The organism is Nocardia sp. NPDC050435 (assembly GCF_040655395.1).
Taxonomy (GTDB): Bacteria; Actinomycetota; Actinomycetes; order Mycobacteriales; family Mycobacteriaceae; genus Nocardia.
Map to the genome: position 1 here is coordinate 37100 of NZ_JBFAJW010000021.1, position 23627 is coordinate 60726.

The 23627-nt window shown below is 69.0% G+C and carries 17 protein-coding genes; 14 read left to right on the plus strand and 3 right to left on the minus strand.

What is annotated here, in order from left to right; translation table 11 throughout:
- Positions 1 to 46: 46 nt before the first annotated feature.
- Both AB0I43_RS39980 and clpB read right to left on the minus strand, forming a co-directional pair.
- Positions 47 to 814 carry a DUF5666 domain-containing protein gene (locus tag AB0I43_RS39980; RefSeq protein ID WP_356981303.1) on the minus strand — a complete coding sequence of 256 codons (768 nt, stop codon included), beginning with the start codon at positions 812 to 814 and terminating at the stop codon, positions 47 to 49.
- A 135-nt stretch (positions 815 to 949) separates the two neighbouring features.
- A complete protein-coding gene (clpB, locus tag AB0I43_RS39985) occupies positions 950 to 3505 on the minus strand; it encodes an ATP-dependent chaperone ClpB (protein ID WP_356981305.1) in 2556 nt (851 codons plus the stop codon).
- Positions 3506 to 3728: 223 nt separating this feature from the next.
- On the opposite strand from clpB, the gene AB0I43_RS39990 reads away from it, so the two are divergent.
- The 13 genes from AB0I43_RS39990 to AB0I43_RS40050 all read left to right on the plus strand — a co-directional run bounded on the left by AB0I43_RS39990 (position 3729) and on the right by AB0I43_RS40050 (position 21082).
- The gene (locus AB0I43_RS39990; RefSeq protein WP_356981308.1) at positions 3729 to 4664 is read left to right on the plus strand and encodes an NADP-dependent oxidoreductase; all 936 of its coding nucleotides are present in this window, start codon (positions 3729 to 3731) and stop codon (positions 4662 to 4664) included.
- A 217-nt stretch (positions 4665 to 4881) separates the two neighbouring features.
- Positions 4882 to 6039, plus strand: a complete 1158-nt coding sequence (locus tag AB0I43_RS39995) for a globin domain-containing protein (protein WP_356981310.1) — start codon at positions 4882 to 4884, stop codon at positions 6037 to 6039.
- A gap of 11 nt (positions 6040 to 6050) precedes the next feature.
- On the plus strand, positions 6051 to 6821 hold the full coding sequence (locus AB0I43_RS40000; protein WP_356981312.1) for an FAD-binding oxidoreductase: 771 nt from the start codon (positions 6051 to 6053) through the stop codon (positions 6819 to 6821).
- 303 nt (positions 6822 to 7124) lie between these two features.
- Complete coding sequence (gene dnaK, locus AB0I43_RS40005) at positions 7125 to 8972, plus strand: molecular chaperone DnaK (RefSeq protein ID WP_356981313.1); 1848 nt, start codon at positions 7125 to 7127, stop codon at positions 8970 to 8972.
- A complete protein-coding gene (grpE, locus tag AB0I43_RS40010; RefSeq protein ID WP_356981315.1) occupies positions 8969 to 9607 on the plus strand; it encodes a nucleotide exchange factor GrpE in 639 nt (212 codons plus the stop codon). Before dnaK ends, grpE begins: the two co-directional genes overlap by 4 nt.
- A gap of 99 nt (positions 9608 to 9706) precedes the next feature.
- Positions 9707 to 10873 (plus strand): molecular chaperone DnaJ, encoded by a 1167-nt coding sequence (gene dnaJ / locus AB0I43_RS40015; RefSeq protein WP_356981317.1) that lies wholly within the window; start codon positions 9707 to 9709, stop codon positions 10871 to 10873.
- Complete coding sequence (locus tag AB0I43_RS40020) at positions 10873 to 11277, plus strand: helix-turn-helix transcriptional regulator (protein ID WP_356981318.1); 405 nt, start codon at positions 10873 to 10875, stop codon at positions 11275 to 11277. Before dnaJ ends, AB0I43_RS40020 begins: the two co-directional genes overlap by 1 nt.
- A 544-nt stretch (positions 11278 to 11821) precedes the next feature.
- Positions 11822 to 12991 (plus strand): globin domain-containing protein, encoded by a 1170-nt coding sequence (locus tag AB0I43_RS40025; protein ID WP_356981320.1) that lies wholly within the window; start codon positions 11822 to 11824, stop codon positions 12989 to 12991.
- Positions 12992 to 13536: 545 nt separating this feature from the next.
- A complete protein-coding gene (locus tag AB0I43_RS40030; RefSeq protein WP_356981322.1) occupies positions 13537 to 16098 on the plus strand; it encodes a LuxR C-terminal-related transcriptional regulator in 2562 nt (853 codons plus the stop codon).
- A 69-nt stretch (positions 16099 to 16167) separates the two neighbouring features.
- Positions 16168 to 17277, plus strand: coding sequence for a hypothetical protein (locus AB0I43_RS40035; RefSeq protein ID WP_356981324.1), 1110 nt, complete (start codon positions 16168 to 16170; stop codon positions 17275 to 17277).
- A gap of 166 nt (positions 17278 to 17443) precedes the next feature.
- On the plus strand, positions 17444 to 18808 hold the full coding sequence (locus AB0I43_RS40040) for a protease (protein WP_356981326.1): 1365 nt from the start codon (positions 17444 to 17446) through the stop codon (positions 18806 to 18808).
- A gap of 73 nt (positions 18809 to 18881) precedes the next feature.
- Positions 18882 to 20174: a S1 family peptidase gene (locus AB0I43_RS40045; RefSeq protein ID WP_356981327.1), complete on the plus strand. Its 1293-nt coding sequence runs from the start codon at positions 18882 to 18884 to the stop codon at positions 20172 to 20174.
- Between the two features lie 68 nt (positions 20175 to 20242).
- Positions 20243 to 21082 carry an NRDE family protein gene (locus tag AB0I43_RS40050; protein WP_356981329.1) on the plus strand — a complete coding sequence of 280 codons (840 nt, stop codon included), beginning with the start codon at positions 20243 to 20245 and terminating at the stop codon, positions 21080 to 21082.
- A gap of 66 nt (positions 21083 to 21148) precedes the next feature.
- On the opposite strand, the gene AB0I43_RS40055 is transcribed toward AB0I43_RS40050, so the two are convergent.
- Positions 21149 to 21916 (minus strand): hypothetical protein, encoded by a 768-nt coding sequence (locus AB0I43_RS40055; RefSeq protein ID WP_356981330.1) that lies wholly within the window; start codon positions 21914 to 21916, stop codon positions 21149 to 21151.
- Positions 21917 to 22411: 495 nt separating this feature from the next.
- Here AB0I43_RS40055 and AB0I43_RS40060 point away from each other — a divergent pair.
- Positions 22412 to 23627, plus strand: a 1216-nt coding sequence (locus AB0I43_RS40060; protein ID WP_356981331.1) for a (Fe-S)-binding protein, incomplete at its 3' end; no start/stop codon positions are given.

A 23627-nucleotide genomic window follows, 5' to 3' on the forward strand; every position in this document is an offset into this window, starting at 1 on the left:
GCCGAGCCGACCCCTTCGAGTGACCGGGGAGCGGCCACCAGCGGTGTCACCGAGGGCCGCCGGGCAGCGCGGTGCTGATGATGAACTTGGCCAAGATGGACCCGTCCGGATTCTTGTCACCCTGCACCATCACTATGTCACCGACGGGCAGGTCCGACACCTTCGCACCGGAGAGTGAAATGACCTGGGTCAACTCGTCGGTGCGCACGGTGACGGTGCCGCCCGAGGAGGATTCCAGGGTGAGGGTGCCGCCGTCGTTGGCGTTGATGGTGCCCATGGTCGCGCCCAGATTGTCGAAACCGGGTAGGCCGGGGATCCCGGTGGTCGAGCTCTGGCCCGACTGCGGGGGCAGCACCGGCACGCTGCGGACCGGGGGCGTCGTGCTCGCGGCGGTGCTGCTCGAGCCGGAATCCCGGCTGCCGAGCAACGCGCCCAGCACCACCCCGGCCACCGCGATCAACGCGATCACGCCGATCGACAGCGCGATCCACAGGCCGGTGTTGCGCTTGGGCGGCGGACCGCCGGGCGGCGGGCCGGGCGGCATCGCGCCCGGCGGGACCGCGCCCGGCGGCACCGGCGCGCCCGGCTGCGGATAGGGGGTCGCATAGCCGCTTTCGTAGGCGCCCCACTGGTTTTCGGCCTGCGGCAGCCGCTCGGTCGGGTGCGGGGGCGGCGGCGGCCACGCGCCGTACTGCTCGGTCGACGGGTAGACCGAGGGACCCTGGCCGTACTCGGGCGGTGTGCCTGACGGACCGAGGTGTTCGGTCGGTGCATCCTCCGGACGTTGCCCCCAGGGATCCTTCGGGTTCGTCATGACTCCAGGGTAGGCGCGGAAGCTCGGTCCGGCCGTGAGGTCGGACCGAGCTGTGTTGCCTTCGCGGTGCTCACCACGCCCGCCGTGGTCACCCGTCCGCTGCCGCCTCCGGGCGCTGAGCTCGCACCGCGCCGCCTACTTCCCTACCACCAGGGTGTCACGGTTCTGATCCAGATCGACCTTGACCGTGTCACCGTCGGTGACCTCGCCGGCGAGCAGTTCCTTGGCCAGCGTGTCGCCGATGGCCTGCTGGATCAGCCGGCGCAGCGGGCGGGCGCCGTAGAGCGGGTCGTACCCGCGCAGGGCCAGCCAGAGCTGGGCCGCCTCGCTGACCTCGAGCGTCAACCGGCGCTGCGCCAGTCGCTTCTGCAACTGCTGCAGCTGGATGTCCACGATCGAGCGCAGCTGCTCCTCGTCGAGCTGGTGGAACATCACCACGTCGTCGAGCCGGTTCAGGAACTCGGGCTTGAACGCCGACCGGACCGCGTTCATCACGAACTCGGTGTCGCCGCCCGCGCCCAGGTTCGAGGTCAGGATCAGGATCGTGTTGCGGAAATCCACGGTCCGGCCCTGGCCGTCGGTGAGCCGGCCCTCGTCGAGCACCTGCAGCAGGATGTCGAACACATCCGGGTGCGCCTTCTCGATCTCGTCGAACAGGATGACCGAGTAGGGCCGGCGGCGCACCGCCTCGGTGAGCTGACCGCCCTGGTCGTAGCCGACGTAGCCGGGCGGAGCGCCGACCAGGCGAGCCACCGCGTGCTTCTCGCTGTACTCGCTCATGTCGATGCGGATCATGGCGCGCTCGTCGTCGAAGAGGAAGTCGGCCAGGGCCTTGGCCAGCTCCGTCTTGCCGACACCGGTCGGGCCGACGAACAGGAACGAGCCCGTCGGGCGGTTCGGGTCGGCGACGCCGGCCCGGGCGCGGCGCACCGCGTCCGACACCGCCTGCACGGCCTCGCTCTGCCCGACCACGCGCCGGCCCAGTTCCTGCTCCATCCGCAGCAGCTTCTGGGTTTCGCCCTCGAGCATCTTGCCGGTGGGGATGCCCGTCCAGGCCGAGACCACATCGGCGATGTCGTCCGGACCGACCTCCTCCTTGAGCATGACCTCGCCGTCTCCCGCACCGGCGGAAGCCTTTTCGGCCGCGGCGAGCTTCTTCTCCAGCTCGGGGATCTTGCCGTAGCGCAGCTCGGCGGCCTTGCCCAGATCGCCGTCGCGCTCGGCGCGCTCGGATTCGCCGCGCAGCGACTCCAGCTCCTCCTTGAGCGTGCGCACCTGGTCCAGCGCGCCCTTCTCGTTCTGCCAGCGGGTCATCAGCTGGCTCAGCTTCTCCTTGCCGTCGGCGAGTTCGGAGCGCAGCTTTTCCAGCCGGACCTTGGAGGCCTCGTCGGTCTCCTTGCTCAGCGCCATCTCCTCGATCTCGAGGCGGCGCACCGAGCGCTCGATCTCGTCGATCTCCACCGGGCGCGAGTCGATCTCCATGCGCAGCCGGGAGGCGGCCTCGTCCACCAGGTCGATCGCCTTGTCCGGCAGGAAGCGCGCGGTGATGTAGCGATCCGACAGGGTGGCCGCCGCGACCAGCGCGGAGTCGGTGATGCGCACGCCGTGGTGCACCTCGTAGCGCTCCTTGATGCCGCGCAGGATGCCGACGGTGTCCTCCACCGAGGGCTCTCCGACCAGCACCTGCTGGAACCGGCGCTCCAGGGCGGCGTCCTTCTCGATGTGCTGGCGGTACTCCTCCAGCGTGGTCGCGCCGACCAGGCGTAGCTCGCCGCGGGCGAGCATCGGCTTGATCATGTTGCCGGCGTCCATCGCGGATTCGCCGGTCGCGCCCGCGCCGACGATGGTGTGCAGCTCGTCGATGAACGTGATGACCTGCCCCGCGCTGTTCTTGATGTCCTCGAGCACGGCCTTGAGCCGCTCCTCGAATTCGCCGCGGTATTTCGCGCCGGCCACCATCGCGCCCAGATCCAGCGAGACGACGGTCTTGCCGCGCAACGACTCCGGTACGTCGCCGGCCACGATGCGCTGGGCCAGGCCCTCGACGATGGCCGTCTTGCCGACGCCGGGCTCGCCGATCAGCACCGGGTTGTTCTTGGTGCGGCGGCTCAGCACCTGGATGACCCGGCGGATTTCGGAATCGCGGCCGACGACCGGATCCAGCTTGCCCTCACGGGCCAGCTCCGTCAGATCGGTGGAGTACTTCTCCAGCGCCTGGTAGCTGCCCTCCGGGTCCGGCGTGGTGACCTTCGCGCTGCCGCGCACGGCGGTGAACGCCTCGCGCAGCGCGTCGGCGTCGGCGCCGTACTTCTTCAGCAGCATGGTGACGTCGGAGTCGCCGGCGGCCAGGCCCACCATGACGTGCTCGGTGGAGACGTATTCGTCGCCCATCTCCTTGGCCAGGTGCTGGGCGGCGGTGATCGCGGCCAGGCTCTCGCGGCCGAGCTGGGGCTGGGTGGTGGCGCCGCTGGCGCGCGGCAGCCGGTCCACGATGTCCTGGGCCTCGCGCCGGACCGCGGCCGGGTCGACGCCGACCGCTTTGAGCAACGGCGCTGCGATGCCGTCGGTCTGATCCAGCAAGGCCACCAGCAAGTGCGCCGGACGAATCTCCGGATTGCCCGCCGCGGAGGCCGCCTGCAGGGCGGCGGTCAGGGCCGCCTGGGTCTTGGTGGTGGGATTGAACGAGTCCACGGTCACCTTCCTACGAGTCGAGTTGGTTACACCGTCCAACGCTGGAAAGGTTGAGTCTGTTCCGCTCAAGTTTGCAATTTTGCAGCTAACTATCCGGGAGCCGGTCGACCAGCACCAATCGTCCACGCTACGCCGCACCCGGGTCGAATGCGATGAATCCCGGCGCAGGTGGTGTAGGGATTCATAGGACGGTGTATGCAGCTCGAAATCGAGGAGCGGAACGATGCGCGCGATCGTGATACGTCAGTTCGGAGCCACCCCGGAAGCGTCCGATATGCCGGTGCCGGAACCCGGTCCGCGCGAGGTCCGCGTGCAGCTCGAGGCCGCCGGGGTGAACCCGTTCGACAGAAAGATCGCCGAGGGCGTCCTCGACGGCGCGCTGCCGCACGACTTCCCGCTCATCCTGGGCGTGGACGGCGCGGGCACCGTGGTCGAGGCGGGTGTCGAGGTCACTCGCTTCGCGGTCGGCGACCGGGTCGTCGGCAAGTTCCTGGCACGCCGGGCCGGGCACGGTTCGTTCGCCGAGCACTCGGTGCTGCCCGAGGACGCCACCCTGGTCCGGATCCCCGAGCCCGTCCCGACCCCGGCGGCCGCCGCGGTGCCGACCGCGGGCATCACCGCACAGGATCTGGTGGACGCCGCGAAGCTCGAGCCCGATCAGACGGTGCTCATCGTCGGCGCCACCGGCGGGGTGGGCGTGTTCCTGGTGCAGCTGGCCAACCTCGCCGGCGCGCATGTCATCGCGACCGCGCGCGGCGACGCGGCGGATCAGATGAACCGGCTCGGCGCGGCCGAAACCGTCGACTACACACAGGGTTCGGTGGCCCAGCAGGTGGCCGCGCGTCACCCCGGCGGCATCGACGCGCTCTTCGATCTGGTGAGCGCCCCGGAGGAGCTATCCGGGCTGACCCACCTGGTCCGACCCGGCGGCTCGGTGTACTCCACCGTCGGCGCCGCCGATCCGGAGCTGCTGCGGGACCGCGGCATCGAGGGCGGCAACTTCGAAACATGCGGCGCCGCGCCGGAATTGGCCCGATTACTGCGCCGGATCGCCGAGGGTGACGTGGTGATCCCGGTCGCGGAGACGGCGCCGCTGGCCCAGCTCGCCGCGGTCCTGGACAAACCCGGAGCCCGGGGCAAGACCGTCCTGACGATCTGACCTGTAACTCCAGCGTCCGCTTCCGCTATAGGTCCGCTGACAGTCCGGTTTGCCGACTGCTTGCGACTGCTTGTACGTCGCCCCGCAGGGTCGGCTACGGTTGGCCCCGGTCCGCAGCGGTCATACCCTGACGGCCGTCGATTTTTCCTGGATACTGGGTTCCGACACGGCCGCGGGTATGTCCCTGGGCAAGACGAGGGAAAGGAAGCTCCACGTCGTGGATGCGCGTTCAGCAGCGCTGGTCCGCGCCAACTTCCGTTCGGTGACCGACGCACCGAACGGACCCGAGCGGTTGATCAGCACGTTCTACGGCTTTCTGTTCGCCGAGAACCCCCAGCTCCGAGAGCTGTTCCCACCCGCGATGGACATGCAGGCCAAGCGGGTGGTCACCGCGATCCAGTTCGTCATCGATCACCTCGAGGACTGGGAGCGAGCACAGAAGTTCCTCGAACAGCTCGCCCGCGACCACCGCAAGTACGGCGTCCAGGCCACGCACTACGACGCGGCGGGCCACGCGCTGCTGCAGGCGTTCCGGTCCTACAACGGCCCCGGCTGGAACCGGGAACTGCACGAGGGCTGGCGCGACGTCACCATCCTGATCTCCGCGTCCATGGCCATCGGCGCCAATTCCGATAAGTCGCAACCGTTCTGGGAGGCGACGGTGGTCGGGCACCGGCGGGTGCTGGAGGATCTGGCGATCGTCCGGCTGCAATCCGACAGCCCGATCCCCTACCAGGCCGGGCAGTACGTGCCGATCGCGGTGCCGCAGCGCCCGAAGATGTGGCGCTATCTCTCCCCCGCGATTCCGGCGAATCCGTACGGGGAGATCGAATTCCATGTCCGCAAGATCCGCGGCGGCTGGGTCAGCCCGGCCATCGTCAACGAGACCAAGGTCGGAGACCGCTGGCAGATCGCCGGCCCGCTGGGCGGCTTACACGTGGACCGCGAGAGCGGTCGCGACGTGCTGCTGATCGGCGCGGGCACCGGCATCGCGCCGCTGCGCGCCCAGCTCATCGAGATGGGCCAGCGCGGGGTGAACCCGCGCGTGCACTTCTTCATCGGCGGCCACTACCCCTGCGATCTCTACGACGTGGAGAACATGTGGCAGCTCTCGCAGAGCAATCCGTGGCTCACCATCGTCCCGGTCTGCGAGGAGAAGACCAATCCGTGGTGGTTCCCGCACCCGCCCGCCGAGGAGCCCTACGGCATGCACCGCAGGCTGACCGGCAATCTCGGCGCGGTGGTCGCGAGCTTCGGCGCATGGGCGGACCGGCAGATCCAGATCGCCGGTTCGGCGCGCATGATCGCCGACACCCGCCGCGCCCTGATTTCCGTCGGCACCCCCGAGCACATCATCACCTCCGATCCTGTGTAAGCGAGACATCCTTGGAGATCGATCCCAGCCGCATCGCGTCCCCAGAGTGGACGGCCACGGTCGTCGGGCATCACCGGCTCCGGCACGACCTGGCCGTCATCCGGCTGATCGGCGAGTTCGTGCCGTTCACCGCGGGCCAGTCGGTGGAGGTCCGGGTGCCCCAGCATCCGGAGGTGCGGCGGCGGCTGTCCCCCGCGCTGCCGCCCTCGCTGGACGGGAAGCTGGAATTCCACGTGCGCACGGTGCCGGGCGGCTGGCTCAGCAGCACGCTGGTCACCGAGACGCAGCCGGGTGACGAGTGGCGAATCACCGCGCCCGCGGGCATGTTCCAGGTGGATCCGGATGGCGACGAGGTGGTCATGATCGCGGGCGGCACCGGTTTGGCGCCGATGCGCTCGCAGATCCTGGAGCTGGCCCGGCACGCGGAGCCGCCGCCCACCTATCTGTTCTTCGGCGGCCACAGCCCGCGCGATCTCTACGCCGGGGACATGCTGGTGCTGCTGGCCGCGGAACTGCCCTGGCTGACGGTGGTGCCCGTGGTCGACAGCGTCGAGGATCCGGGCTGGACCGACGACTGGTACGAGCACTCCCGGGTCGACATCGGCTTCGGTCCCGAGGATCTGCTGCAGGGCACGCTGGCCGAGGTGATCGGCACGCACGGCGCCTTCGATCGGCACCAGGTGCTGGTCTGCGGCTCGCCGGCGATGGTGCACGCCACGGTGAACCGGCTGCTCGAGACTGGTACGCCGGCCGAGCGCATCCAGTTCGAGGGCCTGCAGTAGACCGGACCATTCGGTCTATTTCCATTACGAACCGGCTACATCGTGGCCGGGTGCCGCCTGCCTGACGACAATGGCGAAGGGCGTCCGCCGGGATCTGGGAATAGATCGCGCAGGCCGCCGGTTGAGCAGATCTAGATGTTGAGCGTGTGCGACTCAAGTCTCAGTTGACTCCCGGCCGAGCCGAGGGCAGGATTGAGCCGACCACGCTCAGCGTTGCTGGGACCGTGCTCCGCGAAAGGTGTCTGGAGCCGCCAACCCCGCGCCCGGCACCGACAAGTAATACGTCAACTAGGAGGAACCACCATGGCTCGTGCGGTCGGAATCGACCTCGGGACCACGAACTCGGTCGTCGCCGTTCTCGAAGGCGGCGAGCCCGTTGTCGTCGCGAACTCCGAAGGATCGCGCACCACCCCGTCCGTCGTCGCGTTCGCGAAGAACGGTGAGGTTCTGGTCGGCCAGCCCGCCAAGAACCAGGCGGTCACCAACGTCGACCGCACCATCCGCTCGGTCAAGCGCCACATCGGCACCGACTGGACCACCGAGATCGACGGCAAGAAGTACACGCCGCAGGAAATCTCCGCGCGCACGCTGATGAAGCTGAAGCGCGACGCCGAGGCCTACCTCGGTGAGGAGATCACCGACGCGGTCATCACCGTCCCCGCCTACTTCGAGGACGCCCAGCGCCAGGCCACCAAGGAGGCCGGCCAGATCGCGGGCCTGAACGTGCTCCGCATCGTCAACGAGCCGACCGCGGCCGCGCTGGCCTACGGCCTGGACAAGGGCGACAAGGAACAGACCATCCTGGTCTTCGACCTCGGTGGCGGCACCTTCGACGTCTCGCTGCTGGAAATCGGCGAGGGCGTCGTCGAGGTCCGCGCCACCTCCGGCGACAACCACCTCGGTGGCGACGACTGGGACGAGCGCGTCGTGACCTGGCTGGTCGACAAGTTCAAGGCCTCGGCCGGCATCGACCTGACCAAGGACAAGATGGCCCTGCAGCGGCTGCGCGAAGCCGCCGAAAAGGCCAAGATCGAGCTCAGCTCCTCGCAGAGCACCTCGATCAACCTGCCCTACATCACCGTCGACGCGGACAAGAACCCGCTGTTCCTCGACGAGCAGCTGACCCGCTCGGAGTTCCAGAAGATCACCTCCGATCTGCTCGACCGCACCCGTGCGCCGTTCCAGCAGGTCATCAAGGACGCCGGCATCAACGTGGCCGATATCGATCACGTCGTGCTGGTCGGTGGCTCCACCCGTATGCCCGCCGTCTCCGAGCTGGTCAAGGAACTGACCGGCGGCCGCGAGCCGAACAAGGGCGTGAACCCGGACGAGGTCGTCGCCGTCGGCGCCGCACTGCAGGCCGGTGTGCTCAAGGGCGAGGTCAAGGACGTCCTGCTGCTCGATGTCACCCCGCTGTCGCTGGGCATCGAGACCAAGGGCGGCGTGATGACCAAGCTCATCGAGCGCAACACCACCATTCCGACCAAGCGCTCGGAGACCTTCACCACGGCCGACGACAACCAGCCCTCGGTGCAGATCCAGGTGTTCCAGGGCGAGCGCGAAATCGCCTCGCACAACAAGCTGCTCGGCTCCTTCGAGCTGACCGGCCTGCCGCCGGCCCCGCGCGGCGTGCCGCAGATCGAGGTCACCTTCGACATCGACGCCAACGGCATCGTGCACGTGACCGCCAAGGACAAGGGCACCGGCAAGGAAAACAAGATCAAGATCCAGGACGGCTCCGGCCTGTCCAAGGAAGAGATCGACCGGATGGTCAAGGACGCCGAGGCGCACGCCGCCGAGGACAAGGCCCGCCGCGAGGAGGCCGAGACCCGCAACCAGGCCGAGTCGCTGGTGCACCAGACCGAGAAGTTCATCAAGGACAACGAGGACAAGGTCTCCGGCGAGGTCAAGTCCAAGGTCGAGGCCGCCATCGCCGAGGCGAACGAGGCGCTCAAGGGCACCGACATCGCCGCCGTGAAGGCCGCCGTGGAGAAGCTGGCGACCGAGTCGCAGGCGCTCGGCCAGGCGATCTACGAATCGCAGGCCGCCGACGCCGCCGCCTCGGGCAACGGCTCTTCCGCTCAGGCCGATGACGATCAGGTGGTGGATGCCGAGGTCGTCGACGATCCGATCGACACGGAGAAGAAGTGACTCAGGGGAACTCGGAGCAGGAGCCGGTTACCTTCGTGGACAAGCGAAAGATCGATCCCGAGACGGGTGAGGTGCGGGAACCGGTCGTGGCCGAGGAGGCCGCGGCCGGGAACGGCGCCGGTGACGCGCACGAGGTCGTCGAGGAGGTCGCCGACACCATCGGCATCGAACTCGCCGAGCGCACCGCCGATCTGCAGCGGCTGACCGCGGAGTACGCCAACTACCGGCGCCGGGTCGATCGCGACCGCAAGGCCGCCATCGATGGCGCCAAGGCCGCCGTGGTCACCGAATTGCTCGGTGTCCTCGACGATCTGGATCGCGCCCGGGCGCACGGCGACCTGGAGGGCCCGCTCAAGGCGGTGGCCGACAAGCTCGCCGGCGCACTGCAGAAGCAGGGCCTCGAGGAGTTCGGCGTCGAGGGCGAGCCCTTCGACCCGACGCTGCACGAAGCCGTGCAGCACGAGGGCTCCGGCCACGATCCGGTGATCGGGCTCGTCATGCGCAAGGGCTACCGCTTCGGCGATCGGGTGCTTCGGCACGCGCTCGTCGGGGTAACCGATCCGGTGGCCGCGGCCGCCGAGCCGGTGGCAGAGACAGAGGCATCGGATGCTGATGCCGAAACCGATAACGACTAGAGCGACCGCGGGGCGAGCTCAGCGCCCGGAGGCGGTAGCGCAGCGTGACCATGAAGGGCGTAGCGAGTCCCGCGAATCAGGGAGAGGAGGAGACGTACGGTGAGCCAACGGGAGTGGATCGAGAAAGACTTCTACAAGGAGCTGGGCGTCTCCTCCAGCGCCACGCAGGACGAGATCAAGAAGGCCTACCGCAAGCTGGCTCGTGACCTGCACCCGGACGCCAACCCCGGCGACACCAAGGCCGAGGAGAAGTTCAAGTCCGTCAGCGAGGCGCACGCCGTGCTGTCGGATCCGGCCAAGCGCAAGGAGTACGACGAGACCCGCCGGCTGTTCGCGGGCGGCGGGTACGGCCGGGGCGGCGGGTTCAATCCCGGTGCCTCGGGCGGTTTCTCGCAGGACTTCAACATCGGCGACATCTTCGGCGCGGCCGGTGGCGGCGCCGACGGCGGGCTCGGCGATCTGTTCGGCGGTCTGTTCAACCGGACCGGCGGGCAGCGGCCCACCAGCCGGCCGCGGCGCGGCTCCGATGTGGAGACCGAGACGACCCTCGGTTTCCGCGAGGCGGCCCAGGGTGTCACCGTTCCGCTGCGGATGACCAGTCCGTCACCGTGCACCACGTGTCACGGCAGCGGCGCGAAGCCGGGGACCAGTCCCCGGGTCTGCCCGAACTGCAACGGCACCGGCATCATCAGCCGGAACCAGGGCGCGTTCGGGTTCAGCGAGCCGTGCGACGACTGCCGGGGTTCGGGGTCGATCATCGACGACCCGTGCGTCGACTGCCACGGCAGCGGTATCCAGAACCGCACGCGCACGATCACGGTCCGGATCCCGCCGGGCGTCAGTGACGGGCAGAAGATCCGGCTGGCCGGGCAGGGCGAGGCGGGCCTGCGGGGCGCGCCCTCGGGCGATCTGTTCGTGACGGTGCACGTCAGCCAGGACAAGGTGTTCGGCCGCAACGGCGACGACCTGACCCTGGTGCTGCCGGTCAGTTACAGTGAGTTGGTGCTGGGCACAACGGTTTCCGTGCCTACGCTGGAGGGTCGTGTCGGGGTGAAGGTGCCGCCGGGCACCGCCGATGGCCGCATCCTGCGGGTGCGCGAGCGCGGGGTGCCCAAGCGCGGCGGCGGCGCCGGTGACTTGCTGGTCACCGTCAAGGTCGCGGTTCCACAGAAGCTGGACGACGAGGCCAAGCAGGCGCTGGAGCGCTATCAGGCGGCGGAGAAGGCCAGCGGTTTCGATCCACGTGCAGGATGGGCAGGTTCCTGATGTCCCACAATCCGAAGAACGCGCCGGGCTCCGGGGCGTCGCGTACCGAGTTCTTCATGATCTCGGTGGCCGCTCAGCTGGCGGGCATGCACGCGCAGACCCTGCGCACGTATGACCGCCTGGGTCTGGTGACGCCACAACGCACTTCGGGTGGCGGCCGGCGCTACTCGTCCCGGGATGTCGAGCTGCTGCGCGAGGTGCAGCGGTTGTCCCAGGACGAGGGCGTCAATCTGGCGGGGATCAAACGGATCATCGAATTGACCAACCAGGTCGAAGAGTTGCAGCAGCGGGTGGGCGAGCTGGCCGCCGAGCTGGAGCGGATGCGCGCGGGCTATCGGCCCGACTTCGCTCCGCCGCAACGCAGTACGGCGCTGGTGGTCTGGAAGCCGCGGCATCAGCGGTAGCTGGGCCGCCAGCAGATAGTCAGCAACACCACGGGCCCCGGGGCTCGGCTCGCCACGCGGCGAGCCGGGTTCCGGGGCCCGTTTGCGTTATGCGCGAAAGATAGCCGACCGAACGCCAGGTTTGCTGTCCACTAGCGATGTTTGCTGGCGCGCGCGGATTGTCGGATCGTCCGGCGAATTTCGACTCCGCCCAGGTGACGGGATGCGGATCGGTTGCCAGGCAAGGTAACTGAGGATATACGCGCTGTTGCCACATGATCGCCCGACAGCGACGAACCGGGCGAATCATCCAAATCGGGTCCTGCGAATTCAACGAGAGACTGGCCGATTTCTCGTCCAAAGATTGAATACCAGTTGGTTTCCAAGGACTTTCTCATTACACGTCCTCGTTTTCGAGGAATTACACGCGTGATGTTTATACGAATGATTCCGTTGCTGGCAAACCTCCCCTACACTCCAATCATCGGCTGCTGTCGAGTGACCCACACTACTTTCACTCGCCTGCACGGTCTGTGTTCGAGCGCGGAATGGGGTTGTGACGCATATGGATTCGCGGACTGTCGCTTTGATCAGAACCACGTTCAAGGCGGTTGCTGCGGAGGAGAGCGGCCCCGAGAAACTATCCCGCTCGTTCTATTCGATCTTGTTCACCGAGTATCCGCAGACCCGCGATTTCTTCCCCGCGGCCATGGATTCCCAGCGCGACCGTCTGGTGCGGGCCATCTCCTACACCCTGGACCGCCTGGAAGAACCGAACAAGCTGCTCCCCTTCCTGGCCCAGCTCGGCCGTGACCACCGCAAATACGGTGTGCGCGACGAGCATTACCAGGCCGTGGCACACGCCCTGAAGACGGCGATGAGCCGCTTCGCCGGCAACGAGATGTGGACCGACGAGGTGGACCGGGCCTGGGACGAGGGCCTGACGCTGATCGCCGACACCATGATCGGCGCCGCCGCCAAGGAAACGACGCCGGCGGTGTGGACCGGCACCGTGCTGGAGCGGCGCATGGTCCTGCACAATCTGGCCGTCGTCCGGCTCCAGCTGGACCAGCCGATCCGATACGCCGCCGGGCAGTACATCAGTGTGCAGGTCCCGGCGCGGCCGCGGATGTGGCGCTACCTCTCGCCGTCGGTCCCCGCGAATGCCAACGGCGAGATCGAATTCCACATCCGCGGCGTCCTCGGCGGGTGGGTCAGCCCGGCCATGGTCAACCACACCGAGGTGGGCGACAAATGGCTGCTCGGCTCGCCGCTCGGCGGGCTCGGCGTCCCCCGCAACACCAAGCGCAAGATGCTGATGATCGGCTGCGGCACCGGCATCGCGCCGCTGCGCGCCCAACTGCTGCAGATGGCCCAGCGCCGCACCAACCCGAAGGTGCACCTGTTCGTCGGCGGGCACCACCCGTGCGATCTCTACGACCTCGAGACGCTGAGCACGCTCGCCACCGCGAACAAATGGCTCACCGTCACCCCGGTCGCCGAATACGAGGACAACCCGTGGTGGCACGTCGACTCCGGCGAGCCGGATCCGCACCTGCCGGGTTTGGAGCCGCGCATGACGGGTCAGATCGGCAAGGTGGTCGCGAGTTTCGGCCCCTGGGCGGACCGCGACGTGCAGATCGTCGGCTCGCCGTCGATGGTGCAGACCACCAAGTTCCGCCTGATGGCGGCGGGCACGCAGACCAAGAACATCCGGCACGATCCGCTGTTCTGAGCGGAAATGCCCTGGACCGGGCGGCGTCTCGCCGTCCCGGCGAAGGTCGGGATCCAAGCGGGTGACGACTATCCGCATGTTGGCGACTGGATCCCGGCCTTCGCCGGGTCTACGAGGCGCGCCGAGCGCACGCTCCGCGACTTTCGCGCACCGCAAATGGCTCCGCGCCGCGCGCCGCGTCGAATCATCGTAGACAATTGAATCGGCGTTTCGCGGTAACGGCGGTTTGCCAGCAACCGACACTACGGGTGGGTCTTTCCGGACCCGAATTCCGCGATTGCGGATTGTCAAGACCAGCATTGCCGGGGCACCCGGTTTCGAACGAGGTTCACCAATGACACAGCGTCTGACGCTCGGCGGCACTGTCGCAGCGTCGAATTCGGCCGCTACGGCGGCATGGGGGATTATCGGCGATACCGGGGCCCGGTACTGCCCGGCCGCAAGGCCGCTGCGCGCCCCGGATCTGTTGCGCCACTGCGCAACCGGTGACAGAGTCGATCACGCGTCGATAAGCTATGAACTGGCAAACATGATCGGAGCTGCCCGTGCCTGACACTGCATTCGACACCATGCCGTGTGCGCGAGACATCTTCCGGGAGTTGGATTCCGCCGCCGCGCGCCGCAGCACGCACGCGCCGGTCGTCGCCCTCATCCGCGGCCGCTCGGGGACGGGGAAGTCCACGCTGCTCGCGGCGGTGCGGACGCGCCTGCACGAACAGGGAATTCCGCTGTGCGACACGGTCTGTCACCCGTGCCCGGAAAGTCATCCGGAGGGCCCGCGCCCGGCCCTGCTGATCGACAACGCGCACACCTTGAGCCCACAGGATCTCCGATCCCTGTGCGGATTCATCGAATCCGGGCGCTGCACCATCATCGTCACGGTGCAGCCGCGCCCGCACGATCCGGACCTGCGCGCGCTCGCCGACGCGGTCTCGCGGCGCGGCCGGGTTTTGGACCTGCGCCCGCTCGGCGTCGCCGACATCGGCCCGTTCGCCCGCGAACTGGGGATGACGGTGCCGCGCCACGTGGCACAGCACCTGCACCAGCAGACCGGCGGAATCCGCGGCGGGGTGGTCACCGCGCTGGCCGCGGCCTGCTCGGCGCGCCTGGACGCCGGCATCGCGGCGGTGGACGCGGCCGTCACCGACTGGGCCCGCGCCCAGCTCGACGATCTCGCCCCCGACCTGCTGGAAACCCTGGCGGTCGCCACCACCGGCACCGGTCTGGATTCCAGCGAGCTGACCGCGGTGCTGGGCGTGGAAACGGCCGACGCCCAGGCGCTGATCGACAGAGCCCGGGCCACCGCCCTGGTCACCGACGCCGATCTGCTGCTCGCCCCGGCCATCGGGCCGCTGCGCACGCTGCTCGGTGACCACCGCTACCTCGCGGTGCAGCGGCGGCTGTTCGCCGCGCGGCTGGAAGCCGGGCTCCTACGCGACCACACCGCCCTGCTGGTCGCCGAATCCGGTGTCCGCGACCCGGACCTGGCCGAATTCCTCTGCACCGCAGCCGAAAACGCGGGCCGCGAGGCGGTGCGCTACTACGCCGCCGCGGCCGCGGCCGGCGCCGATCTGAACCGGATGGCGCTGCGCTGGGCCGAGGCGGCCGCGCAGACCGGCGACGGCGAGACCGCGATGCGCCTGGCCGAGCCGATGCTGGCCCGCACCGGCAGCTCCGGGACCGACCTCGCCGACGCCGTGCGCATCTGCTCGGCTGTGCTGGCCCGGCGCGGGCTCACCGGCCGGGCCGCCCAGCTCTACACCTGGCTCGGCCCGGACCGCACCGGCGCGGACTGGGCGGTCGGCGCGACCGTGCACTATCTCGCCGGCAATACCGCCGCCGCGGCGAAGCTGGCCGAATCCGCGCCGCAGTGGCCGCCGACCGAGGCCGGTGCCCAGGCCCGGCTCATCGCCGTCGCGCTGGCCGACACCCTGGCCGAGTCCGAGACCGAAATCCGCACCGCCGCCGCGGTTTCCGCACTCGTGCAGGCCGCCGACAGCGGGTCCGGCCCGGATGTCTTCCTGCCCTGCACCGCGGTGTCGATCGCGGCCCTGCTCTGCCTGAGCACCGGCGCGCCGCAGCGCGCCGCCGACGCATTGCAGCGGGCCACCGCCGGCGGCCTGCGCTGTCATCAACTGCAGGTGCTCTCCGCCTGGGCGGCGCTGCTGGACGGCGACGAGCAGGGCGCGGCGGCCACGGCGGCCACGCTGAACTGGGACCGGCTCGACATCCGGGACCGGCTGCTCGCGCACGGCGTGGTGGTCGGGCTGGCCCGCCGGGCCGGTGACCACGCCGCGCTCGCCCGTGCCTGGCAGGCCGCCTGCCCGCTGTTCGACGCGGTCGACGCCGACCTGCTCACCATGCTGCCGATCGGGGAGCTCTGGACAGCGGGCGTGCTGCTGCACGAGGAACGCCGCATCGCTCCGCTCGTCGAGGCCGCGCACGCGCTGCTGCGGCGCCTGCGCCAGCCGCCCGGCTGGGCCAACATCTTCCACTGGTACGCCGTGCAGGCCGCGATCGCGGCGCACAATCCGGAGCGGTTGCTCGCGGCGTCCCGCCCGCTCGACGCCGCGGCCGCCACCGGCGACCGGCACGCGGGCGTGCTCGCGCTGGCCGCGCGTGCCTGGACCTCGGTCCTGCGCAAGCAGATCGTTGCCACCCGGGCCGAGGCCGCCGTCGCCGGATTGCGCGACTTCGGCCTGGCCCGCGAGGCGGCGCAGCTCGCCGCGGCGTCCGCGACGGCCGCCGCGGCGGACGCGATCACCTCCGCGGCGCTCGGCGAGCTGGCTCGCGCCGCGCGCTCCACCCTGCGTCCGCAGCAACCGCCGGCCCCGCCGCCGGCGCACGGCCGCCCGGGCGCCGAACCCACGCCCGTCATCGAGGCCGAGGCGGTGCTGAGCGAACGCGAACGCGAGGTCGCCGAGCTGGTGCTGCTCGGTCTGACCTACCGGGAGATCGGAGCACGGCTATACATTTCCGCCAAAACGGTGGAGCATCATGTCGCCCGGATCCGACGCCGGATCGGTGCGACCTCACGCTCGGAGTTATTGTCGATGCTTCGCGCCATGGGGTGTGCGGCTCACCAGCAGGGCTCGCTGTCCGTGTGAGTGGTGTCCGACGGCGGCGCCCGGCTCGCGCGCGGCGTGGGTTGATCGAGATCGAAGCGAGGTTTTGGGATGGCCACTGGGGTGGGCCTGCGGATCGCCCAGGACGAAAGTACGGCAGCGATCGTCACCGACGCCGGTGAGTTGCAGTACGTCGTCCGCGAGTCGATCCTGCACATGGCCGACGACGGTGACACCGTGCTCGGTGGCCCCGCGCCGGCGAACGCGCATTCCATCAGCGGCTTCCTCGGCTCGGTCGGCGATCCGGCCGGCATCCCGGTCGACGACGGCGAGGCCTATCGCGCCGAGGATCTGGTCGCGACCGCGCTGTTCTGCCTGATCAACCTCACCGCCGAGCACCTCAGCGGCCCCGCCGAGTTCTACGCCACCCATCCCGCGCACTGGCTCCTCCAGGATGTGCAGGGCCTGCGCGAAGCCCTGGACTATCTGGGCCTACGTTCGGTGGTGCTGGTCAGCGAGGCGGATCTGCCCGCGATCGACACCGCCGAACCGAACAAGGCGTTCGCCTACGACGCGGCGCGCGCCGCCCTGGCCGCGGTGCTCGCCACCCCGGCCGGCACCACCCCGCCGGATCCCGGCAACGCCGAGAACTCGACCGTGGTCACCGACATCATCCCGCAGGTGTCCGCGGGCGCGACGGCGCAGGCGTATTCGGCCACCATGCCGGCCGCCTCCCCGCTGCCCGCCCCGACTCCGACGGCGGTGCTGGCCAATTCGGCACCTGACGTCGCTGCGCCACCGCCCGCCCGCGACCGCCGTATTCCGTTGCTCATCGCGGCCGCGGCGCTGATCGGTCTGGTGCTGGGCGGCATCGGCGTCGCGCTGCTCTTCCGCGGCGACGACACCCCCGCGGTGCCGCCGGAGCGCGACGCGAAATCCGATCAGGTGACGGTGACGCCGAGCGCCACGCCGCAGCCCGTTCTGCCGCCGACCACCGAGCCGCCGATCAGCATCACCAGCACCGAGCCGCCGGAACCGACGACCACCGCGCCGCCGCCGACCACCACGGCGGAGCCGACCACCACCGAACCGCCGACCACGACTCCCACCACCACGCGGCGCACCACCACCACGCGTCCCGGCTTCCAAGCGCCCCCGGCGTGGGAACCGCCGCAGAACGATTGGACCCCGCCGACCTTCGTGATACCGGTCCCGAACTGAATCATTCGATTCACTAGCGACCAACCGGGGTTTGTGCCTTAAAGTGATCCGCTGACCGGTGTTGCCGGAAAGATAGCGGAACTTCGGTCCGTTGCTGGGAAGACTGCGCGCCAACGGATCTGGTGCACGGATGTAGCTGGCACACCTGTGCCTACGAAGGGACTTCATGCGCAAGTTGGTGGCGCGTCGCGCCGCGGTCAAGGCAGCCTCGATCGGCGCGGCCACGACCGTTTTCCTCGCCCCCGTGCTCGCCGCCAACCCCGCCTCGGCGGAACCGGCCGAGCCCGCGCAGTTGACCGCCGAGAACCTGCCCGCCGAACTGGCGCAGGCCATCGAGCGCGACCTGAAGATCTCGCCGGCCCAGTATCTGGAGCGCGCCGCCAAGGCCCAGCAGCTCAGCGCCTACGCCCGCGATTTCCGCGCCGCCCAGCCCGACACCTACGCGGGCGCGTGGATCGGCGCCGACGGCAAACCCGTTGTCGCCGTGACCTCTCCGGACGCCGCGAAGCTGGCCGCCGACGACGGCTACCAGACCCACATGGCCCCGATCTCGGCCGCCAAGCTGGAAACCTCGCTGACGCAGGTGAACCAGTGGATCGGCACGCTGCCGATGAGCCTGTCCGACGCGATCAACTCCGTCGCCATCGACTTCCTGAACAGCCAGCTGGTGCTCAGCGTCGCCAACACCACCGTCGGCCACGCGCTGAACCTGCCCACGCTGATCGCCAACGTGAAGGTCATCCTCTCGCCCGGCGGCGGCGGTCCGGTCGAGCGCCGGCCGATGGGCGGCGACACCTACATCAGCGCCCCCACGGCGCTCAGCGACACCTCGCTGGCGGGCGTCGACGTCTGCTCGTTCGGCTTCAACAGCGTCGACGCGGCCGGCAACGCGCTCAACATCAGTGCGGGCCACTGTGATCCGAATCTGGGCAAGCCGGATCAGACCGCCACGGTGTACTACCCGAACATCAAGGACATCCCCGCCAGCCCCGAGCTGGGCACCTTCGTGGCCGCCAAGGTCGGCGGCGACACCGGCCTGGACTACTCGGTGATCAAGCTGTCGGACCGCGCGGTGCGCTCGGGCATGGATCAGCCCTCGGTGCGCGGCGCCAACGGCACCACCCTGACCATCACCGGCACCGCCGAGCCGATCACCGGCGCGCCGATCTGCAAGTCCGGCCAGTCCTCCACCTTCACCTGCGGGTTCGTGGTGGCCGACCGGGTCGAGACCCAGCTCTACACCGCCGACGGCGTGAGCCGGATCGTGCGCGGCTTCGCCAGCTCCGCCTGCACCCTGGGCGGCGACAGCGGCGGTGCGATCGTCTCCGGCACGCTGGCGCTGGGCATCACCAGCGGCTCCAACGCCGCCGACGCCCCGAGCTGCGACGAGGCCAACACCGCGCTGGCGCCCTACGGCGGCACCGCGACGCTGGGCATCCCGATCCGGGCGATCCTGGCCGACATCGATGCTTCCGCGGGCGGCGGTCTGGGCAGTGGGATCACCGTGCGGACCCGGCCCAACGCCGGCTGACGCGAATTCGGTAGTTCGCCGAAACAGCATCTTTGGAGTAGTGATCCCGGTCGTTACCCCATATAGTTTCGGCATGCGTCTGCCACGTCTGGGATTGTTCCGTTCGAAATCCGCGATCGCCGCTTCGGCGGCGATTCTGCTGTTCGCACCGACAGCGGCGATGGCGAATGCCGAACCCGAACCGGCCCCGGCTCCGGCACTGCCCGCCGAGCTGATCGCCGCGGTCACGCGGGATCTGAAGATCTCCCCCGAGGAGTACCTGCGCCGGGCCGATCTGTCCCAGCAGCTGGCCGGTTTCGCGGCTACCGCGCAGCGGCAGTTCCCGTCCGTTTACGGCGGCTCCTGGCTGAACGAGGCCGGCCAGGCCGTGGTCGCGCTCACCGAGGGCCCCGGCGCCGACGAGGCCCGCAAGGCCGCGCAGGACGCGGGCTTCGAGGTGCGCGCGGTCGCCAAGAGCGAAACCGCGCTGCGCGGCGAGAAGTCGGCTTTCGAGCGCTGGGTGGACGGCCAGCCCGAGGCGGTCGCCAAGCTGATCCGCGGCGTCGTGATCGACACCGTCAACAACACCATCGCCGTCCGGGTGGATCAGGCCGGCATCTCGATGCCCGCCTTCGTCGATCCGGCCCGGGTGCTGGTGATGGCCCCGCCGATCGCCGCCGAGCAGCTGCCGGCGGCCGCCCCGGTCGCGGGCGAGATCAACCGCGGCTCGCTCACCGGCGGCGACGGCTTCGCCTCCGTCGCGGGCCGCTCCTCGCTGCGCTGCTCCTTCGGCTTCAACGGTGTGGACCGCGCGGGCAACACCGTCAACATCACGGCCGGCCACTGCAACCCGGCCCTGGACGCCCCCACCGCAGTGCACGAGCTGATCGGCGGCGAGAAGCTCGGCCAGCAGCTCGGCTCCTTCCAGAAGTCGGTGCTGGGCAGCCAGGATTACTCCATCGTGAAGATCGCCGACCAGCACCGGGGCCGGTTCGACAACAGCGGCGTCCGCTCCGGCGGCGCGCCGATCGTGCTCGAGGGCGTGGCCACCCCGGTCGTCGGCGCCCCGGTCTGCAAGTCCGGTTCGCGCACCGGCTTCAGCTGCGGCGTGGTCAACGGCATCGATCAGACTGTGCAGGTCGGCGACCGGGAGCTCACCCAGAGCTTCTCCGCCAACATCTGCGCCCTGCCCGGTGACAGCGGCGGCCCGATCGTGAGCGGCCGGCTCGCGCTCGGCATCTCCAGCGCCTCCTCGGTCGCCGACTACCCGATCTGCGAGATCCCCAACCTGCTCGGCCTACTCACCGGCAATACGCCGCAGCTGTTCGCGCAGCCGCTGAGCGTGGTGCTCTCCGACAACCCGGGCCTGCGGATCAACACCAACTGACAGCCCTGTGAAAAGGCCGACAGCGGGCAGCTGTCGGCCTTTTCGCATTGTTGGGGCACTCTGAAGACATGTGTTTGGTGTTGCTCGGCTGGCGCGCGCATCCGGAGTACCGGTTGATCGTCGCCGCCAACCGGGACGAGTTCTATGTCCGGCCCACCGAGTCGATGCGGTGGTGGCCGGAGACGCCGGGATTGCTGGCCGGGCGCGATCTGGGCGCGCGCGGGCGGATCGGCACCTGGCTCGGGCTGGCGACCGGCACGAACCGGTTCGCGGCGGTGACGAACGTGCGCAATCCGTGCGACGAACGGCCCGAGGCGCGCTCGCGCGGTGCGCTGCTGCTGGACTACCTCGGGGACCAAGATCGTGGCGGCCCCGGAAAGTACCTTCAGAGCGTCGCTGCGGGCCCGGACGACTACAACGGATACCACGTGGTGGCCTCGGATCTCGGATCGCTCTGGTGGCATTCCAACCGCAGTGCGCAGCCGCCGCGCGAATTGCCGCCCGGCTTCCACGGTCTGTCCAACGGCCGATTCCTCACCTCGGCGGCCCCGGGCCCCGCCGCGGAACTCCGCTCGCCCGAGCGGATCTGGCCGAAGGTGCGCGACGGCGTGGACGGGTTGCGCAAGGTGGTGGAATCCGATCCGGGCGCGGTGCACCGGTATTTCGAGGTGCTGGCCGATCGGACCGAGGCGCCCGACGATCAGTTGCCCGACACCGGGATCGAGCTGCCGTTCGAGCGCGCGGTCTCGGCCCGGTTCGTCGCGCACCTGGTGCACGGCACCCGGGCGAGCACGGTGCTGCTGGTCCGCGAGGACGGGACCTTCGAGATGGTGGAGCGGTCCTTCGGGCGGCTGGGCCGCCGGGCCGGGGAGGCCGGGTTCCAGGGCACCGTCACGCTGCCGGACTGAGAGCGCCGCAACGCGAATCGGCCCGCCTCCCCGGTGGGGAAGCGGGCCGAGCGCAGCCTCGCGAAATTACTTCGGCTGGTTGCCGTTCATGTTCTGATCGCTCCACTTGCTGGTGCCCGGAGCGGCGTTCATGGTGTTCAGCAGGTCCATACCCGCGATGCCGAGGGCCGGAGCGCCGAAGGCGATCGTGCCCAGCACGCCGCCGATGCCGGCGAGCGCGGCGAAGGTCGGGATGGCCGCGATGCACAGGACGACGGTCGCGCACTGGATCGCACCGATCGCGATGCCGATGCCGCCGCCGATGATCGCGCCGACCGCGGTGCCGACGAAGCCGCCGACCGCGGTGGCCAGGCCGAACTGCGTGGTGAATTCGTTCATCGCACGCTGGTTCTCGATCGGCGAGGCCACCTGCTTGAGCTGCACGGCGTTGACCGGCTGCGCCTTGATGGTGGTCTGCTGCTCGGGTGTCAGCTGCTCCGGCGTCATCTCGAGCACCCGGGCGTCGTCCTTGAGGACCGGCTTGACCGGAACCTGGACGCCCGCGATGTTGAACGTCAGCGGCAGGCTCATCACCACATTGCCGGTGTCGTCCTTGAGCTCGGCGATCTCGGTGATCTTGGGCTTGTCGGCCGGATCCGCAGCCGGCTCTTCGAGAGTCGAGAGCTCGAACTTGCCGCCACTCAGCTTCGTGACGATGGTCTTGTCCACCAGCTTGACCGAGTACTTGAGCTCGGTCGGCGCCGGCGCCGTCGGCTCAGCGTGTGTCGTCCCCATACCGACGGTCATCGCACCGATGACCAACGCGGCTGCCGCGGTGGTTCTGCGGAAGTTCATTCAGTTTCCATCCTTCATCAGGGTTGTCCGCAGGCCGGTACCTCCGTCACGCGAGATCGCTCTTCAATCCGAAAGGTGGTTGGGCCCTTGCGGATTCTCCCCGAGCAGTGTGAAGGCAGGCTTGTGCGAACAGAACGAGCCGAGCGTAATCCAATCGCAGCAAAGATGCGAGATCCGTTACGTAATCAACTCATTTCCGCTACGAGTCGATACAACCCGAAGTACTAAGCCTGTCCTTACCGGCCGGGGGCCGTGTGTCGACGTTTACCGTGATGAATCGCCCGGACCCACGAGGGATGGGTATCGATCGAGTGAAGTTGCTCACAGGCGATTTGCAGGTCAAGCCCCAGTAAGAGGGGGCACGGCCCAACTGGCGATCCTACAATGAGTCTCATAAGTTACCGGTGGGTAACTTACTGGCGGTTACGATACGAGCCAACCGTGGTCGACAGGTGGCCACGACCGCTCGTGTTGCCTCGAAAGAAAGGTCGCGACATGAATGCCCTGACAGTGACGCTGGGCGTGATCGGGGCGGCGCTCACCCTCCTGTGCTGGGCGTCGTTCATCGACGGCGTCCGCAAGATCGCGCGCACGGTCATGGTCGGCCAGAGCGCGCCGGATCGGTGGCGACCGTTCTTCCCCCGCTTCAAGCAGATGATGGTGGAGTTCCTCGCGCACACGCGCATGAACAAATTCCGCACCGTCGGCTGGGCGCACTGGCTGGTCATGATCGGCTTCCTCGCCGGATTCATTCTCTGGTTCGAGGCCTACGGTCAGGCGATCGACCCGCACTTCCACTGGCCGATCATCGGCAGCTGGGGCATCTACCACCTGGTGGACGAAATCCTCGGCATCGGAACGGTCGTCGGCATTCTGACGCTGATCGCCATCCGCCAGCTGAACCACCCGCGCGTGCCCGAACGGCTGTCGCGTTTCAGCGGATCGAAGTTCGGCCCCGCCTACGTAATCGAATCCATCGTCCTCGTCGAGGGCCTGGGCATGGTGTTCGTGAAGGCCGGCAAGATCGCGACCTACGGCGAATCCCACACCTGGTCGGACTTCTTCACCCAGCAGGTCGCGAAGCTGCTGCCCGCCAGCCCGGTCATGGTGTCGATCTTCGCGCTGATCAAGCTGCTCTCCGGCGCGCTGTTCCTGTTCCTGGTCGGCCGCAACATCACCTGGGGCGTGGCCTGGCACCGCTTCTCGGCGTTCCCCAACATCTACTTCAAGCGTGAGGACGACGGCGGCGTCGCCCTCGGCGCGGCCAAGCCGCTGATGGTCGCCGGCCAGCCCGTCGACCTGGAAGCCGTGGAAGACCTGGGCGAGGACGCCGTCTTCGGCGCGGGCAAGTTCGAGGACTTCTCCTGGAAGGGCATTCTCGACTTCACCACCTGTACCGAGTGCGGCCGCTGCCAGTCCCAGTGCCCGGCCTGGAACACCGGTAAGCCGCTCTCGCCCAAGCTGCTGATCATGTCGCTGCGCGACCACGGCTACGCCAAGGCGCCGTACCTGCTGGCCGGCGGCCGCAAGGACATGGGCGGCGACGAGATCGGCCTGGTCGACGCCGAGGGCAAGCCGAACGAGGCGGCGCTGGCGAAGATCTCGGCCGAGGCCAAGGCCGAGGCGGAGCGTCCGCTGGTCGGTGGCGAGGACGTCAACGGCATCATCGACCCCGAAGTCCTGTGGTCGTGCACCACCTGCGGCGCCTGCG

What these genes read in the sequence shown, in the direction of transcription:
- AB0I43_RS40025 (WP_356981320.1), top strand. Translation starts at nt 11,822, where the DNA reads ATGGATTCGCGGACTGTCGCTTTGATCAGAACCACGTTCAAGGCGGTT.
- AB0I43_RS40035 (WP_356981324.1), top strand. Translation starts at nt 16,168, where the DNA reads ATGGCCACTGGGGTGGGCCTGCGGATCGCCCAGGACGAAAGTACGGCA.
- AB0I43_RS40055 (WP_356981330.1), bottom strand. Translation starts at nt 21,916, where the DNA reads ATGAACTTCCGCAGAACCACCGCGGCAGCCGCGTTGGTCATCGGTGCG.
- AB0I43_RS40045 (WP_356981327.1), top strand. Translation starts at nt 18,882, where the DNA reads ATGCGTCTGCCACGTCTGGGATTGTTCCGTTCGAAATCCGCGATCGCC.
- AB0I43_RS40040 (WP_356981326.1), top strand. Translation starts at nt 17,444, where the DNA reads ATGCGCAAGTTGGTGGCGCGTCGCGCCGCGGTCAAGGCAGCCTCGATC.
- AB0I43_RS39980 (WP_356981303.1), bottom strand. Translation starts at nt 814, where the DNA reads ATGACGAACCCGAAGGATCCCTGGGGGCAACGTCCGGAGGATGCACCG.
- AB0I43_RS40020 (WP_356981318.1), top strand. Translation starts at nt 10,873, where the DNA reads ATGTCCCACAATCCGAAGAACGCGCCGGGCTCCGGGGCGTCGCGTACC.
- dnaK (WP_356981313.1), top strand. Translation starts at nt 7,125, where the DNA reads ATGGCTCGTGCGGTCGGAATCGACCTCGGGACCACGAACTCGGTCGTC.
- AB0I43_RS39990 (WP_356981308.1), top strand. Translation starts at nt 3,729, where the DNA reads ATGCGCGCGATCGTGATACGTCAGTTCGGAGCCACCCCGGAAGCGTCC.
- AB0I43_RS40050 (WP_356981329.1), top strand. Translation starts at nt 20,243, where the DNA reads ATGTGTTTGGTGTTGCTCGGCTGGCGCGCGCATCCGGAGTACCGGTTG.